At 63.9% G+C, this 15309-nt stretch carries 17 protein-coding genes; 2 read left to right on the forward strand and 15 right to left on the reverse strand.

Features of this window, described 5'->3' with window-relative positions:
* Positions 1-3 precede the first annotated feature (3 nt).
* On the forward strand, positions 4-561 hold the full coding sequence (locus QE395_RS18525; protein WP_176472563.1) for a transglycosylase domain-containing protein: 558 nt from the start codon (positions 4-6) through the stop codon (positions 559-561).
* Here QE395_RS18525 and QE395_RS18530 read toward each other — a convergent pair.
* From QE395_RS18530 to cls, 7 genes are all read right to left on the reverse strand, one after another.
* Complete coding sequence (locus QE395_RS18530; protein ID WP_255220444.1) at positions 548-940, reverse strand: hypothetical protein; 393 nt, start codon at positions 938-940, stop codon at positions 548-550. The two genes, QE395_RS18525 and QE395_RS18530, sit on opposite strands and share 14 nt — an antisense overlap.
* Positions 941-1222: 282 nt before the next feature.
* The gene (locus QE395_RS18535; protein ID WP_095362396.1) at positions 1223-1480 is read right to left on the reverse strand and encodes a hypothetical protein; all 258 of its coding nucleotides are present in this window, start codon (positions 1478-1480) and stop codon (positions 1223-1225) included.
* Between the two features lie 193 nt (positions 1481-1673).
* Entirely contained in the window at positions 1674-2192 is a 519-nt protein-coding gene (locus QE395_RS18540; protein ID WP_141236166.1) for a hypothetical protein, read from the reverse strand.
* Between the two features lie 69 nt (positions 2193-2261).
* Positions 2262-3353 (reverse strand): PA0069 family radical SAM protein, encoded by a 1092-nt coding sequence (locus QE395_RS18545; RefSeq protein WP_095362395.1) that lies wholly within the window; start codon positions 3351-3353, stop codon positions 2262-2264.
* Between the two features lie 257 nt (positions 3354-3610).
* Positions 3611-4354, reverse strand: coding sequence for a pyridoxine 5'-phosphate synthase (locus QE395_RS18550; RefSeq protein WP_095362394.1), 744 nt, complete (start codon positions 4352-4354; stop codon positions 3611-3613).
* Complete coding sequence (locus QE395_RS18555; RefSeq protein ID WP_095362393.1) at positions 4351-4635, reverse strand: hypothetical protein; 285 nt, start codon at positions 4633-4635, stop codon at positions 4351-4353. The genes QE395_RS18550 and QE395_RS18555 overlap by 4 nt, the downstream gene beginning before the upstream one ends.
* Positions 4636-4698: 63 nt before the next feature.
* Complete coding sequence (cls, locus tag QE395_RS18560; protein ID WP_095362392.1) at positions 4699-6168, reverse strand: cardiolipin synthase; 1470 nt, start codon at positions 6166-6168, stop codon at positions 4699-4701.
* 116 nt (positions 6169-6284) lie between these two features.
* Between cls and QE395_RS18565 the strand changes: the two genes are divergently transcribed.
* Positions 6285-6914, forward strand: a complete 630-nt coding sequence (locus QE395_RS18565; RefSeq protein WP_141236165.1) for a hypothetical protein — start codon at positions 6285-6287, stop codon at positions 6912-6914.
* 199 nt (positions 6915-7113) lie between these two features.
* Here QE395_RS18565 and QE395_RS18570 read toward each other — a convergent pair whose 3' ends face one another.
* The 8 genes from QE395_RS18570 to gyrB form a co-directional block, all read right to left on the reverse strand.
* Positions 7114-7530: a biopolymer transporter ExbD gene (locus QE395_RS18570; RefSeq protein ID WP_068848037.1), complete on the reverse strand. Its 417-nt coding sequence runs from the start codon at positions 7528-7530 to the stop codon at positions 7114-7116.
* A gap of 3 nt (positions 7531-7533) precedes the next feature.
* Complete coding sequence (locus QE395_RS18575) at positions 7534-7959, reverse strand: biopolymer transporter ExbD (RefSeq protein WP_068848035.1); 426 nt, start codon at positions 7957-7959, stop codon at positions 7534-7536.
* 57 nt (positions 7960-8016) lie between these two features.
* On the reverse strand, positions 8017-8778 hold the full coding sequence (gene exbB / locus QE395_RS18580; protein ID WP_068848033.1) for a TonB-system energizer ExbB: 762 nt from the start codon (positions 8776-8778) through the stop codon (positions 8017-8019).
* Between the two features lie 84 nt (positions 8779-8862).
* The gene (locus QE395_RS18585) at positions 8863-9420 is read right to left on the reverse strand and encodes an energy transducer TonB (RefSeq protein WP_184126410.1); all 558 of its coding nucleotides are present in this window, start codon (positions 9418-9420) and stop codon (positions 8863-8865) included.
* 256 nt (positions 9421-9676) lie between these two features.
* The gene (locus tag QE395_RS18590; RefSeq protein ID WP_093535445.1) at positions 9677-10882 is read right to left on the reverse strand and encodes a tetratricopeptide repeat protein; all 1206 of its coding nucleotides are present in this window, start codon (positions 10880-10882) and stop codon (positions 9677-9679) included.
* A gap of 132 nt (positions 10883-11014) precedes the next feature.
* Entirely contained in the window at positions 11015-11821 is an 807-nt protein-coding gene (locus QE395_RS18595; protein ID WP_093535447.1) for a M48 family metallopeptidase, read from the reverse strand.
* A gap of 68 nt (positions 11822-11889) precedes the next feature.
* Positions 11890-12729 (reverse strand): CPBP family intramembrane glutamic endopeptidase, encoded by an 840-nt coding sequence (locus QE395_RS18600; protein ID WP_306990305.1) that lies wholly within the window; start codon positions 12727-12729, stop codon positions 11890-11892.
* Between the two features lie 73 nt (positions 12730-12802).
* Positions 12803-15262: a DNA topoisomerase (ATP-hydrolyzing) subunit B gene (gene gyrB / locus QE395_RS18605; RefSeq protein WP_068848023.1), complete on the reverse strand. Its 2460-nt coding sequence runs from the start codon at positions 15260-15262 to the stop codon at positions 12803-12805.
* Between the last annotated feature and the right edge of the window lie 47 nt (positions 15263-15309).

Genomic DNA, 15309 nt, shown 5'->3' on the forward strand with positions numbered 1-15309 from the left:
CACATGAAGCGCCGCGCAAAAGTACTGATCGCCATCGTGTGCACCCTGATGCTGGCGCCCGCCGTGGCATTCCTGATCTATGACGCATTGGTGTTCTGGCCGCATCGCGATCACATGCGAACCGTCCTGGAGAATGCAGATCCGCTGGATCGTTCGCCGCCTGCAAAGGTTCGCGCCTACATCCGCGCACAGCATGATGGCGCGTTGCCGTCCGCAGTGGTGGCGCGTCAGTTGCACTCCCGCTGGCTGCCCCGCATAGGCATGCTTGACTGGCACGTGCGAAGCTTCCTGTGGGAGCGGCTTGTCTCCCTGCACCTGTCACAGGACGAGGTGTTGGGACTCTATGCGAGCCTTGCCTACAACGGAGAGGGGCAGGGGTTGAACTCCCTTTCGCAGCGCTTGTTCACCAAGCCATTGGATGCGCTGTCGGACGAAGAGGCTGCGATGGTGGTTGCCTACACATGGGCACCTGATCTCTATGCCCAGCATCCGGAACGGCTGCGGGCGCGTACGGACATCCTGCTTTCCCGGGCGCGCCGCACCCAGCTCAACGCTCTTTGATGGCGCCGCGAGCGATCGCTTGCGCGACTTCTCTGTCAAAGCGCTCACTCTTGGTGATGTGTCGTCTGACGTCGTCGGCCATCAGCTGGTCAGCGTCCAGGTAGGAAAGCTCGACCAGCTTCAGCAGAACGTCTTTCGACGGAGATTGCTTCAGCCACCAATGGAAGACGCCATTGCGGTCGTGTTCGGAAGCATCCTCCATGCCAGGTTCGTAGCTCTCCATCAGCAGTTGCAGCTGGTCCGCCGGTACCAGCCCGTACTCTTTCCACTTGGGGTGAAAGTGCATGAGTGCGAGGTAGCTCTCAATGTCCATCACGCGCTCCGTTGAAAACGTGACCAGGTCGGTGCCGGTGTCCAGCACCCAGGCAACGCGATCCATGAGAGGAGGAAACCGACCCAGAGGCGTGTTCTTTCTTTCGGGGAGAGCGGTGGTGCGATTGTCCTCTTGCCTTCCATGAGCAGCTCCTGCGGAATGGTATCGGCGTGTGACGCTTCAGAACAACTGCCCCTGCGGCGAATCCTCACGCGGCGGCCGCGACGGGCGACGGAGCAGACACCTCTGCCGGAAAGCGGGCCGGCTCACTGTCTTGGTGGAGGTTACAGGGCAGAGGACTCACCATCCAGATGGCTACACGATTCACCTGGGGTCAGGAGGCGAACTTCAGATTTGCTTGTCAAGAAGGTGAGAAGCAATGAAGAGGACAAGAACAGATGCAATGATGAGATAGATGTAGCCCTCAATCGAAACCGGATAATTCTGGCAGAGCTCGATTACCACCGGCTGCGCTACTTGTTCCACGCACTCGCGTAGTTGCTTGTATGTGCTGACCGCCTTGAACTGCGCATAGAAGAAAGCGACCAAGGAGATCGTGCGCGCTCCAAGAAGTGTCCATCTTTGGGCCTGACCACTCATCTTCATTTACATTTCTCAAAGAAAGTCCGCTTGGAACCTTACCAGCTTGATCCTTCTCCACTCAGCCCAATTGGGTCGCTCTGAATGTAGCTGCCGACACTGGCGTCGTAGCGCCCGAATCCGTTGTACCAGAGCCGGGAAGGTGCCATCAAATTGCCCTGCGTTGGTGCCAAGCGGTGCCGGTGTTTGCCCGCGGGTTCTACAGCTCAACAGCTCCTGCTATGCGATGGGGTTCTTTGCAGTCCTCCGGCCAACCGAGCGGACTCACAAGCCGAAACTGGAGTTTGTAGTGCAGGGTAGTTGTATTTGCCGACTTCTTGATCTCCGCTGTTCCATCTTCCAACACGCCTACGCAGCCAGTTTTTCCCCTCAGGTCAAACAAGCCCTGCGAATAGAACGCATCGAACCTGACAGGGCCTTCCTCGCCTATTGCGCTAGCCGGCCGAATAAAGATCGATGTCATCTCTCTTTCAGCCGTGTCACTGCGCACGGACACGCGCCTATTTGCGTTCGAAATAAGCACTTGAACTCCATCTCCCGCAATTCCTTGATGGCATGCCATCTGTGATCCAGCTATTTCATCGGCGATTGCAGAGGTCGGACGGCAGTTGGTCGCATTAGGAATTTCCCCTGTTCTCAAATTTACTGACGTGCTATTGCAAGCTGCCAATAAAAGAACTGCAGCAAGATAGAGAACAGGTTTAGTTTGTGCAGCCACAGCCCTCACCTCCAGCGTTGGTCTTGGCCGCTTCCGTTCTCTTAGCGGCTTCGTCGTAGATCTTGGGATTCAGAACAACGACCCCTGCGGCGACTCTTCCCTCGGCGGCAGCGGCCGAACAAACTTCGTGCAGTCCAGCTTCGGCCAATGGCTGTTCTGCGCGTCGAAGCCCAGGCGCTTGCGGGCGAGCTTGAAACGGCTGGAGAGCAGATCGGCGTAGACGCCTTCGCCGCGCATGCGGGTGCCGAACTCGCTGTTGTAGTCCTTGCCGCCACGCAGCTGGTTGATGGTGCTCATCACGTGCGCGGCGCGGTCCGGGTGATGCGTATCGAGCCAGTCGCGGAACAGCGGTGCCACTTCCAAAGGCAAACGCAGCAGCACATAGCCGGCGGTGCTGGCGCCGGCGTCGCGTGATGCTTCGAGCACCGCTTCCAGCTCGGAATCGTTGATCCAGGGAATCACCGGGGCCACCATCACGCCTACCGGAATGCCGGCTTCGTGCAGGCGGCGCATGGCGCGCAGGCGCGCGTGCGGGGCCGATGCGCGCGGCTCAAGGCGGGCCGACAGGTGCGGGTCCAGCGAGGTCACCGAGAAATGCACGCTGACCAGGTTCTTTTCCGCCAGTGGGGCGAGCAGGTCGATGTCGCGCTCGACGAGGGCGTTCTTGGTGATGAGCGAGAACGGGTGCTGGGTTTCCAGCATCACTTCGATCAGCTGGCGGGTGAGTTTGAGCTTGCGTTCTATCGGCTGGTAGGCGTCGGTGTTGATGCCCAGGGCGATCGGCTGCGGGGTGTAGGCGGGCCGCGAGAGTTCCTTGCGTAACAACTGCGGTGCGTTGGTCTTGGCAAACAGCTTGGTTTCGAAGTCCAGGCCCGGGGACAGGTTGAGGAAGGCGTGCGAGGGGCGCGCGAAGCAGTACGAGCAGCCGTGCTCGCAGCCGCGGTACGGATTCACCGATTGGCTGAAACCTACATCGGGGGACTTGTTGCGGCTGATGATGCTCCGCGCGGTTTCGGCGCGCACTTCGGTGCGCAGGCGCGGGGCGGCGAATTCTTCGCTGGTTTCCGGTTCCCAGCCGTCGTCCATGGCTTCGCTGACCGTGACTTCGAAACGTCCGGCGAGGTGTGTGGTGGAACCACGGCCTTTGATTGCGATACCCATCTTCAGAGGCTACCGGCGAGACGTCTCAGGGGTTGAGACCTTGGGTGGAGCGTGGCAGAGGGCGGAGCGGCATGCATGGGTTAGTAGTATTACTAACCACAGGGTCGATGGGAAGCGCAATCCGCGCCCCTGTTGGGTTTGGGCTGAATGGTTGGGGTTTGTTCCCCAGGGTTATCCACAGGGGATTCTTCAGCGCAGTTGGGTCCCAGCGAAGAGCATCCGGGCAGGGCCCGGAGCCGCGGTTTGCGCGGGATCCATCAAAGGAGGGCGAGGTAGCCCTTTACCGTTGCGTCCAGGCCGGCGTAGAGGGCTTCGCTGATCAGGGCGTGGCCGATCGAGACTTCGAGGACGTTCGGGACCGTTTGCAGGAAATCCCGGAGGTTTTCCTGGGAAAGATCGTGGCCGGCGTTGACCCCGAGGCCGGCGGCCTGGGCGCGGCGGGCGGCGTTGGCGAACAGGGCGAGCATGACGGTGGCGTCGCCTGCGGCGTGCGCCTCGGCATAGGGGCCGGTGTAGAGCTCGATGCGGTCGGCGCCGATGTCGGCGGCCTGGGCCAGGTCCGGGTTGCCGGCGTCCACGAACAGGCTGACCCGGCAGCCGTAGCTTTTCAGTTCGGCGATCAAGGGGCGCAGGCGGTCGGCGTCGCGGCTGAAGTCGAAGCCGTGGTCGGAGGTGAGCTGGCCGTCGCTGTCGGGCACCAGGGTGGCCTGGGCGGGGCGGGTCTGCGCGCAGAGCGGCAGCAGGCCCGGGTAACCCAGGCGCGGTGGGGCGAACGGGTTGCCTTCGATGTTGAACTCCACGCCGCGCGCGGTGGTCAGCGCCGAGAGGGTGAGCACGTCCTCGGCGTGGATATGCCGACGATCCGGGCGCGGGTGCACGGTGATGCCGTGGGCACCGGCGTCCAGGCAGGCGGTGGCCGCCTGCAGTACATCAGGGTCCTGGCCGCCGCGCGAATTGCGCAGGACGGCGATCTTGTTCACGTTGACGCTGAGGTGGGTCATAGGCTCGGGGGAAGGTCATTCGGGTCGCGGTCGGCCTCGCGCCGGGCCTGGGCCTGCTCGCGCAGCCGGCGCAGCTCGGCAGGGTCGATCGCGTTGTAGATATCGTGCGACCCGGCCGCATCCCGCTGGCTGCCGCCAAAGCTGGCCAGGTAGCGGCCGCGGATCCAGGCCAGCAGGAACACCAGTGCGCCGGCCAGCCACAACATCATCATGCCGGTGGACGGTGTCTTGATGGCAAAGGTGAAACAGCCCAGCGACAGCAGCAGGAACAGCCAATACATTGTCATTCTCCCCGTTGACCTGCGCAGTGTAGCGCCGGGGCGGGGGGCGGTTCCACGTGGCGGCTACAGCAGCGGGGAGGCCAGGCGGGCGAACGCCTCGGGGACCCGGTGCAGCCACAGCGAGCGCTGGCGGTCGTTGCGCACGGGCGTGGAAGCGGCGAACTCCGCGATGAGGATTTTCTCCAGTTCCGCTACGCACTCGGGGCTGCTGATCATCATCGACAGTTCGAAGTTGAGCCGGAAACTGCGGTGGTCGAAGTTGGCGCTGCCGGCGATGCAGACGTCGTGGTCGGCGATGAACGCCTTGGTGTGCAGCATGCGCGGCCCGTACTCGTAGATCTTCACCCCGGCCTGCAGCAGCTCGTCGAAGTAGGAGCGCGCGGCCTGGGTGACGAACCAGGAATCGCTCATCTTCGGTACCAGCAGGCGCACGTCCAGCCCGCCCAGTGCGGCCGAGGTGAGCGCCATGCGCGCGGCTTCGCCCGGCACGAAATAGGGCGTGACCAGCCACACGCGTTCGCGCGCTTCGTGGATGGCGGCCACCTGCAGGCGGTGGATGGTTTCCCAGCCCGAGTCCGGGCCCGAGACCAGCACCTGGGCGTTGATGGCGCCGTCCTGGCGGCCCGGCATGTCGGTGGGCCACAGCTGGGCGATGTTGAAGCGCTCCTTCGGTTCGCCGGTGGCGTAGATCCAGTCTTCGACGAACACCAGCTGCAGGCTGCGCACCACGTGGCCCGTCAGGCGCATGTGCAGGTCGCGGTAGGCATCGGGCCGGCGGCTTTCGTCTTCTTCGTCGGTGATGTTGATGCCACCGGTGAAGGCGACGCGGCCATCGATCACCACCAGCTTGCGGTGGGTGCGCATGTTCATCCACGGCCGCTTGAACGGTTTGAGCAGCTGGCGCGGGTGGAACCAGGCCACTTCGGCGCCTGCATCACGCAGCGGCTTGAGGAACCGCGTGCGGATGCCGGACGAGCCCACCGCATCCAGCAGCAGGCGCACGCGCACGCCTGCCTTGGCGCGTTCGACCAGGGCATCGCGCAGCGCGGTACCGGCGTGGTCGGGATTGAAGATGTAGTACTCGACGTGCAGGTGGTCGCGCGCCTGGGCCACGGCCTTCAACAGCGCGGCATAGGTCTGCGCGCCGTCCACCAGCCACTCCACTTCGGTCGCCGAGCTGGGCGCCAGGCCGGTGGTGGCCTGGGCGATCTTGGCCAGTTCGGTGCAGTCCGCATCGGGCGGGCACACGCTGCTGTAGTGCTCCATGCCGGAACGCGCGCGGCCACGGCGCAGGCGCTGCCGTTTCACCTTCTGCGGCCCGAGCAGGTAGTACACGAACAGGCCCAGATAGGGCAGGGCGGCCAGCGAAAGGATCCAGCTGAGCGTGGCCACCGGCTCGCGCTTCTGCAGCATGATCCAGCCGATCAACCACAGCAGGTACAGCACGTAGGCGGCGATGAGCAGCGGGCGCAGGTGCGGGAACGCATCCAGCCAGTGGAGCCAGTCGGCAAGCGCGGGGTAGGTGGCAAGCATCCGCGGATCATAGCCGGACGCGGGTGTCCGACGCATGCGTGACTGTTTTGGCCTTGAAGTCGGGGCGCCTGTAGCCCGAGTCTCTTGACGCACAACACGGTGTCATGGAGCAAGGGATGGCGGTCAACTGGTCAGGCGGTCTAATCCGCTGGATGCCCCACAGGGACAGGCAGGGCAAGGCCTTCCCCTTGAATCACCTGCATCCCTTTCGTCTCAACTACGCCCTGCTTGCCGCTAAGGGGCACCCCGGCCGGGAGGTCGTCCTGTATGTCGGCTTTGGGCTTCATTGCTTCTCTGTGCAGCGTCGTGGAGCTGATGACGACATGATTTCCGACAATCGCGAGTGCCGCGCATTTGATGGTGTTCGATACACGTTGTCGAAGCGGCTTCCGGAGATCATTCGCCACGTGATCGAAGGGCGACAATCCTGCGAGCGCACCGCAGCGGACAACTATGTTGCCGTGCGGCTGGACAGCGGCGAACGCTATGGCGTCTTCTTCAATCTTAAACGGTGGAAGCGGCACGGCTCGAACAGTGTGCTGCTGCTGGTGCAATCCGCGTATCCGCTTGATCCGCGCAAGCCGCATCCCGGCAAGGGACGCTATTCCTTCAATCTTTTATTGGGAGAGATCCTGCGGGGACGCGCAAGGCAGGACGATGAACCCGATCCAAGACGATTCGCGGATGTACTGGAGGCGCCTCAAGAACGAAAGCCCCGGCCAGCGATGCTGGGCGAGGCTCCGTGAGTCCGATTCCCTTGGATATACCCGGGCCGGCCGGGACCTGGTGACCAGGTGGGATGCACAATGGCTCGGCTATGTGTTGCTTGCGCGTAACCATGGTGGAACGGCCCCGGATTGATGTCAATGGCCGAACGCGCCAACAAAAAAAGCGCCCCTGTTTCCAGGGGCGCTTTCCAGTCGCGTCATGACTTGGTGTTGCGTCTTACTGCTGCTGCTGGAACCCGATCTTCTTCATCTGCGCGTTCTTCGCGGCGGCCAGAACCTTGGCCATCACGTCGTACTCGGAGTCCGGGCTGGCGTCGATGCGCAACTCGGGCTGGTTGGTCGGGTCACGCTGCACTTCCTGTTCCATACGCTGCTGGAGCTCAGCCGTTGCAACCGGGCTGTTGTTCCAGAACACCTGGTTGCTGGCGTCGATCCGCAGCTCGATCGGCGGCGGCGGTTCGACCAGCTGCGGCGGTGGGTTGAGCACGCGCTGCGGCAGGTCCACGGCGATCGGGTACGTCATGATCGGCGCGGTAACGATGAAGATGATCAACAGCACCAGCATCACGTCCACGAGGGGCGTAACGTTGATGTCGGCCATTGGGCCCTTGCCACCACCAGAACTGAATGCCATGGCTTACTGCCCCTTCTCTTTGGTGGCCACGAAGCCAACGTCGAGCATGCCCTGCTCCTGCGCGACCTTCGTCATCTCGTTGATGACGCGCATCTTGGTGGTGCGGTCACCACGCAGATTGAGCGGGGGCTGGGGGGTCTGCTGGGCGGCGGTCGCCAAGCGCGACTCGAGAGTCTGCTTGTCGATCTCTTCGTCGTTCCAGTAAATCGAGCCGTCTTCCTTCACCGCCAGGGTGATGGGGCCCTTGCGATCAGCCGCATCTTCCGGCTTCTGCACCAGGTTGGCCTCAGGCAGGTCGACCTTGACCTTATGGGACATCAGGGGCGCCGTGATGATGAAGATGATCAGCAGCACCAGCATCACGTCCACGAGGGGCGTAACGTTGATGTCGGCCATGGGGCCGCCGCTGTTACCACTACTGAAAGCCATAACGGGCTCCGTCTAGATCGTGTTGACTACGTTCTCGCTGGGTACAGCGCGTCGCAATTAGCGGACGCGCGAACCGGTGGCGAAGAAGTCGTGCAGGTCGTGAGCGAACGTATCGAACTTGCTGATCGTGGCGCTGTTGATCTTGCTGAAGAAGTTGAAGGCGAACACGGCCGGGATTGCCACGAACAGACCGATGGCGGTCATGATCAGGGCTTCACCCACCGGGCCGGCAACGGCGTCGATGGAGGCCGAACCGGTTGCACCGATCTTGATCAGCGCGCCGTAGATGCCCCACACGGTGCCGAGCAGACCGACGAACGGAGCGGTTGCACCGACGGTGGCCAGCAGGGTCATGCCCGACTGCAGGTTGTTGCTTTCGCGGGTCACGGCCTGACGCAGGGCGCGGTCGACGAACTCCGAACGGCTCAGGTTTTCACCCAGGCCACCGGTGGCGCCACCTTCGGCACGCTGGTGGTGGGCGGCAGCCTGGGCTGCGTCCAGGGCGATCTTGGAGAACGGCTCGGAAGCCGGCTGTTCTTCCATGGCGCGGATGGCGTCCTGTGCGTTCGGGGTATCCCAGAACAGGCTCACGACCTTGTCAGCAGCGCTCTTCAGGCGGGTAGCACGGAAGATGTTGATGACGGTCCAGTACCAGGACATGGCCGACATGATCACCAGGGTCAGAAGCACGACCCAGGAGACGGCGAAGTCGCCCGGCTTGGAGGTCATTTCGTGGATCAGATGCTCGAAGCCCATCTGCGAGAGGGCATTCGACGGGTTGCCCCCGGCAGCAGCGGCGATGAAGAGTTCCTGCAGCATGACGCTTACCTTTGTTGTGTGTGGTGATGAATGTTGTAGCTAGGTTCAAGTGACAGGAGGGTGGCCGGCAGGCCACCCGGCCCATCAATTCAGCGCAAAGTTGACCGGGACGCGGACGCGACCTGCAGCTTTCTTCCCGCCCGATTCGGCTGCGTTGAAGCGCCATTTACGGGCGGCTTCCATCGCTGCACGGTCCAGATCGCGGTTACGGCTGGACTTTTCGACCGACACATTGGTGACGTTGCCGTTGGCATCGACATCAATGATCAGGATCACTTCACCCTGGATACCTGCGCGGAACGCGGCCGGCGGGTAACGCGGGGGATTCATGGCCTTGGACGAGATATCGACGCTGGCCTCGATGGAACTCGGGGGCTGCGGCGGGCTCGGCGGACTCGGCGGCGTGACGATGTCGTTCGGACGCGGTTCCGGCACGTCGATCACCGGCGCCTGCGGCGGCGGCGGCACCGGCGAGGGCTTGGGCGGCGACAGGTTCTTGACCGGCGGCGGCGGCGTTTCAGTCGGCGGCGGCGGCGGCGGCGGCGGTGGGGGCGGCGGCGGAGCGTCGACCAGGGTCACCATGATGTTGCGTTCCTTCTCCGTCACGGCCTTGGGGGCCACGGCGGGGATGAGGAGCAGCATCAGGGCGGCGAGATGCAATGCGATTACAAAGGCGATACCCACGATGCGCGGCCAGCTGAGGCCGGTGTCATCGCGTTGTTCGTACCTGTGAACGACTAGTTGTTCCGTCATGCGCCAAGAGCTCATTAGTGGGGCCGGGTACCTGGGGACAGATAGCCCATGATCAGCGGTGCATGACACCGCAGGAACCTCCAAGCTTATACCAATCCTGAGCGCCTGCGCATCACTCACGCAGGCGTTCAGGCGTTATTCCTACTTACTTCAGGTTGATGATTTTCTTGGCATCCGCCTGGTTCTTCACACCCTTCGCCAGCGCCTGCTGGGCGGCCGTCTTGGCCTCCGGAATGCGACCTTCCGAATGCAAGACACGTGCCAGGTTCAAGTAGGTTTCACCGTCCTTGGAAAGCGGGGCGGCCTTCTGCCACGCTTCGATCGCCTTTTCGACCTGCGGCGGTTCCGAGTAGTAGTACGCCTGGGCTTGGGCCAGGTACACCTGGTAATCCGGCTTCAGGATGCCCTTCTGCAGGCCATCGTTGATCACCGCGATGACCTCGGCTTCCTTCTTGTCCGAGTTGGCGTAGATGGAGTACGCCTGCTTGTACTCGCGCTCCTCGGTCAGCTGGCCGCCCTTGAAGAGCTTGTCCATGACCGCACCGGCCTTGTCCATCTGGTCGGCCTGCAGGTACATGCTGGCCAGGTTCATCTGGGCCTTCTTGTCGGCCGGGTTCTTGGCAGCAAGGGCTTCAGCCTGCTTCACTGCTTCACCGGTCTGGCCGGACTCGGACAGGGCGGCCATCAGCAGCTGGTTCCAGTTGTCCTTCGGCTCGGTGGCGCCGGCGATGGCCTGCTGGATCACCGGCACCGCTTCCTGGTAGCGCTCGAGCTGGTACAGGGCCTGGCCCTTGATGATCAGCTCTTCCGGCTTGGTCGACTTGGTTTCAGCGAAGTACTTGTCCAGGGTGGCCAGGCCTTCGGCAAGCTGGTCGTCCTGGATCTGCAGCTGGCCCAGCATCAACATCGACTGGAAGTGGCCGTTGTTGTCCAGGCCATTGAATTCCAGCACCTGCAGCAGGTACTTCTTGGCAGCGGCGTTGTCGTCGGTGTTGTAGGCGGCCTGCGAGGCGAGCTGCGCGGCCAGCGACTTGTCGTACGCATTGGCGGCGCTGTTGCCCAGGATTTCATTGGCCGCAGCCAGCGTCTCGGGGAACTTCTGATCGTTGTAGCTGTCGATCATCTTCTGCAGCTGCTTGCCCAGCTTCGGCGATGCCTTGATGTCCGGCTCGGCGCGGGTGGCCTGCGGGTACAGCGCTTCAGCCTTGGCCTGGTCCTTCTTGCCACCACGGCGATCGGCGCTGCGATCGGTGGAGCGGGTCTGGGCGACGGCGTCAGTGACCACAACGCCACCAATGGCGGTCGCGATGAGGACGGAAAGCACGGCTTGCTTGTGGTTGCGGAAAATCATCTTTCACCTCGATCGAACCGCCGCGGCGGCATCAAAACGGACTGTCAGAAAAATCTGAGCCGCCAAACGTATCAGAAACCGATGGCGTGAGAAATCGTTTCCGATGCTGCAATACAGCATCCTTTAGTCGAATCACCCGCACTTGGGGCGCCGTCCAGCCGCCTGGGCCTGCTGGAAAACACCGGTCAGGGCGGGGGCATCGCGTTGCAGCTCCCGGATCCGGTTGGCGGGGTCCGGGTGGGTGGACAGCCATTGCGGGGAACGCCCGCCGCTGGCGGCCATCATGTTCTGCCACAGGTTGACCGCCTGGGCCGGGTCGAACCCTGCCTCGGCCATCAGCCGCTGGCCGACCACGTCGGCTTCGCTTTCCTGGGTGCGCGACCCGGGCAGCAGGAAGGCGGCCTGTGCGCCGGCACCGCCGAGCTGGTTGACCGTGCTGGCCGCGCCGTCGCCGTATGCCGCGCCGGCCAGCGCACCAAGCACGGCCAGGCCGGTCTGCGCGCCCATCTGGCGGGTCAGGCGCTCTTCGTGGTGGCGCGAGATGACATGGCCGATCTCATGCCCGATCACGGCGGCGAGCTGGTCCTGGTTCTTGGCCACGGTGAAGATGCCGGTGTTCACGCCGACCTTGCCGCCGGGCAAGGCGAAGGCGTTCGGCTCGGCATCGACGAATACTGCGGTCTCCCACCGTACGCCACGGTACTGAGGCGGCAGCTGCGCGACCAGCGCATTGACCACGCACTGCACGTAGCCGTTCTGGCGGCCGTCGCTGCTGATCTTCTGCTTCTGTTTGGTTTCGGCGAAGGCCTGCGCGCCAAGCTGGTCCAGCTCGGCCTGCGATACACCGCCCACCATCTGCTTGCGCCCGGTGGGCGAGGTGGTGGTGGCGCAGGCGCTGAGCGCCAGGGTGATGACAAGTCCGAGCAGCAAGGGTTTCAAGGCGGGGACTCCCGTGTTCATGTCTGCAGTGTGGCGGGCCGAATGTAAGGTTTTGTCAAACCGTCGGATCAGTGCAAGCCCAGGAATACCAGCGCGGCCAGCGCGATGGCGTTGTTCAACGCATGCGCCACGATCGGGGCCCACAAGGTGCCGGTACGCTGGTAAAGCCACGCGAACGCGGCGCCCATGCCGCCGTACACCAGCCACAGTTGGGCGATTTCCCACGGGCCGTTGGCACTGGTGCCGGGCACTTCGTGGACCAGCGCGAACGCCAGGCTGCTGAGCAGCATGCCCAGCCAGGGACGACCGGCCTGCCACAGGCGGCCGAACAGCACGCGGCGGAACAGCAGTTCCTCGTAGGCCGGGGCCAGCACGATCGCGAACACGGCCAGGAACCACGGGAAGCGGGCCAGCGCCTGTTCCATCAGGGCCAGGTTGGTGGGTACCGGTTCAATGCCCGCCTGCCGGGCCAGCCAGGCGATGCCGTTGCTGCCGATGATCACGCCCACCGCAACCAGCGCGGTCCAGCCCCAGGTGGACGGCCGGCGGGCCGCCTCGAACGAGGCGCGGCGCTCGGTGGCGTCGGCACGGCGCCTGAGGAAGTACAGGAAAATCGCAGCGCCGCCGGTGGCGAACACGGCCATCAGGATCTGCGCGAGCGCACCAGGCTGGCCCACCTGCTGGGCCAGCGCATCGGCCGCTTGCGCGCCGGTGTCGCGGACCACGATCACGGCGCGGTAGAGGCCCCATAGCAGGCCGCTGGCCATGCTCAAGGCGAGCAGCGAGAGCGTGGCGATACCGAGATCGATCAGGAATCCCGCGATCGGGGAGCCTGGTTTCCGTTGGGGCGCCTTGGGCAGGGCGGGCGGCAGCGGAGGCGTGGTGGACGCCGGGGCGGTAGCGGACATCGGGTTCCTGGCAGCAATAGGCGGTGGCCAGGCCGGTTGCAGGTCGCAACCGGCCGGCCCTGAGCCGATTGTGTCAGATATCCAGGTTGGCGACCCGCAGCGCGTTGTCTTCGATGAAATCGCGGCGCGGTTCCACCACGTCACCCATCAGGGTGCTGAAGATCTGGTCGGCCGCCACGGCGTCCTCGATGCGCACCTGCAGCAGCCGGCGCGTATCGGGGTTCACGGTGGTGTCCCACAGCTGTTCGGGATTCATTTCGCCCAGGCCCTTGAAGCGCTGGATCTGGCGACCCTTCTTGGCTTCGTCCAGCAGCCAGTTGCGGGCATCGGCGAAACCACCGATCTCCGACGACTTGGCACCGCGGACGATCTTGGCACCTTCACGCACCAGCCCGTGCAGCAGCAGCGAGGACTGGTGCAGGGCACGCAGTTCGCCGGTTTCGAAGGCCGACAGCGGCAGCACCTGGATCAACTGTTCGCCCATGTGGCGACGGGTGACCAGCAGCGCAGCGGGACGCTCTTCGGTGGGTTCCTGCAGTTCCAGGCTGAAGCGCGGCGAGCCCAGGCTGCCCTGGTTGAGGCGCTTGGCCAGTGCGGCCAGACCTTCGTCGGCGCCTGCCTTGCGCAGGTGCTCCAGGTCCATCGGAGTGAAATCGACCAGGGCTTCAAGCACCTGGCGGTCGTAGCGATGGGCATTGCGGCCGATCGCTTCCTGCGCCGAGGCGTAGGCCAGCAGCAGCTTTTCCAGGGCGACGCCTTCGATGGCCGGCTCGTTCTCGGCCGGAATCAGCGAGGCGTTTTCGACCGCGTTGCTGGCCAGGTAGGCATCCAGCGCGGGGTCGTCCTTCAGGTACAGCTCCTGCTTGCCCTGCTTGATCTTGTACAGCGGCGGCAGGCCGATGTAGACGTGGCCACGCTCGATCAGCTCCGGCATCTGCCGGTAGAAGAAGGTGAGCAGCAGGGTGCGGATGTGCGCACCGTCGACGTCGGCGTCGGTCATGATGATGATGCGGTGGTAGCGCAGCTTGTCCGGGTTGTACTCGTCGCGGCCGATGCCGGTGCCCAACGCGGTGATCAGCGTACCGACCTGGTCGGAGGCCAGCATGCGGTCGAAGCGGGCACGTTCCACGTTGAGGATCTTGCCGCGCAGCGGCAGCACGGCCTGGTTCTTGCGGTTGCGGCCCTGCTTGGCCGAACCACCTGCGGAGTCACCCTCGACGATGAACAGTTCGGACAGCGCCGGGTCCTTCTCCTGGCAGTCGGCCAGCTTCCCGGGCAGGCCGGCGATATCCAACGCGCCCTTGCGGCGGGTCAGGTCGCGCGCCTTGCGCGCGGCTTCGCGGGCGCGGGCGGCATCGACGATCTTGCCGGCGATGGCCTTGGCTTCGTTCGGGTTTTCCTGCAGGAACTCTTCCAGGCGCTGCCCGAACGCGCTTTCCACGGCCGGACGCACATCCGAGCTGACCAGCTTTTCCTTGGTCTGGCTGGAGAAGCTGGGGTCGGGCACCTTCACCGAGAGCACGGCGATCATGCCTTCGCGCATGTCATCGCCGGTCAGGTTGATCTTGGCCTGCTTGGCGATGCCGTTCTGCTCGATGTAGTTGTTGAGCACACGGGTCAGCGCGCCGCGGAAGCCGGCAAGGTGGGTACCGCCGTCCTTCTGCGGGATGTTGTTGGTGAAGCAGTACATCGTTTCCTGGTAGGAATCGGTCCACTGCAGCGCCACGTCGACGGTGATGCCGTTGGATTCGCCGGTGACCGAGATCACGTTCGGGTGCAGCGGGGTCTTCAACTGCGCCAGATGCTCCACGAAGCTGCGGATGCCGCCTTCGTAGTGGAAGTCGTCACGGCGGCCATCGCCACGCTCATCGACCAGGACGATCTTGACCCCGGAGTTCAGGAACGAGAGTTCGCGCAGGCGGCGCGCCAGGATCTCGTAGTGGAACTCGACGTTGTCGTGGAACGCGACCACCGACGGCCAGAAGCGCAGGGTGGTACCGCGCTTGGTGCTGGTTTCGACCTGGGCCAGCGGGCTTACGGCCGCGCCATCGGCGTATTCCTGGTGGAAGTGGAAGCCGCTCTGGAAGATATCCAGGGTGAGCTTCTGCGACAGCGCGTTGACCACGCTGACGCCGACGCCGTGCAGGCCGCCGGAAACCTTGTAGCTGTTGTCGTCGAACTTGCCGCCCGCGTGCAGCACGGTCATGACCACTTCGGCAGCGGACACGTCGCGGCCGAGCTTCTGGCTCATCTGTCCGTGCTTGCCGGTGGGGATGCCACGGCCGTTGTCGGACACGGAGACCGAGCCGTCGGCGTGGATCGTCACCGCCACGTGGTCGGCGTGGCCTGCCAGCGCTTCGTCGATGGAGTTGTCGACGACTTCGAACACCATGTGGTGCAGACCGGTGCCGTCATGGACGTCGCCGATATACATGCCGGGCCGCTTGCGGACCGCCTCCAGGCCTTCCAGGGCGGTAATGCTGTTGGCGTCGTAATTGCCGGTAGGTGCCGGAGTGTTCTGTTCTTCAGTCATTGCGCTTGCCATAGGCTCCGCAGTTCGGGCCGCCGCGGGAAGCGGGG

It is taken from the genome of Stenotrophomonas sp. SORGH_AS_0282, from assembly GCF_030818125.1.
Lineage (GTDB): Bacteria > Pseudomonadota > Gammaproteobacteria > Xanthomonadales > Xanthomonadaceae > Stenotrophomonas > Stenotrophomonas rhizophila_A.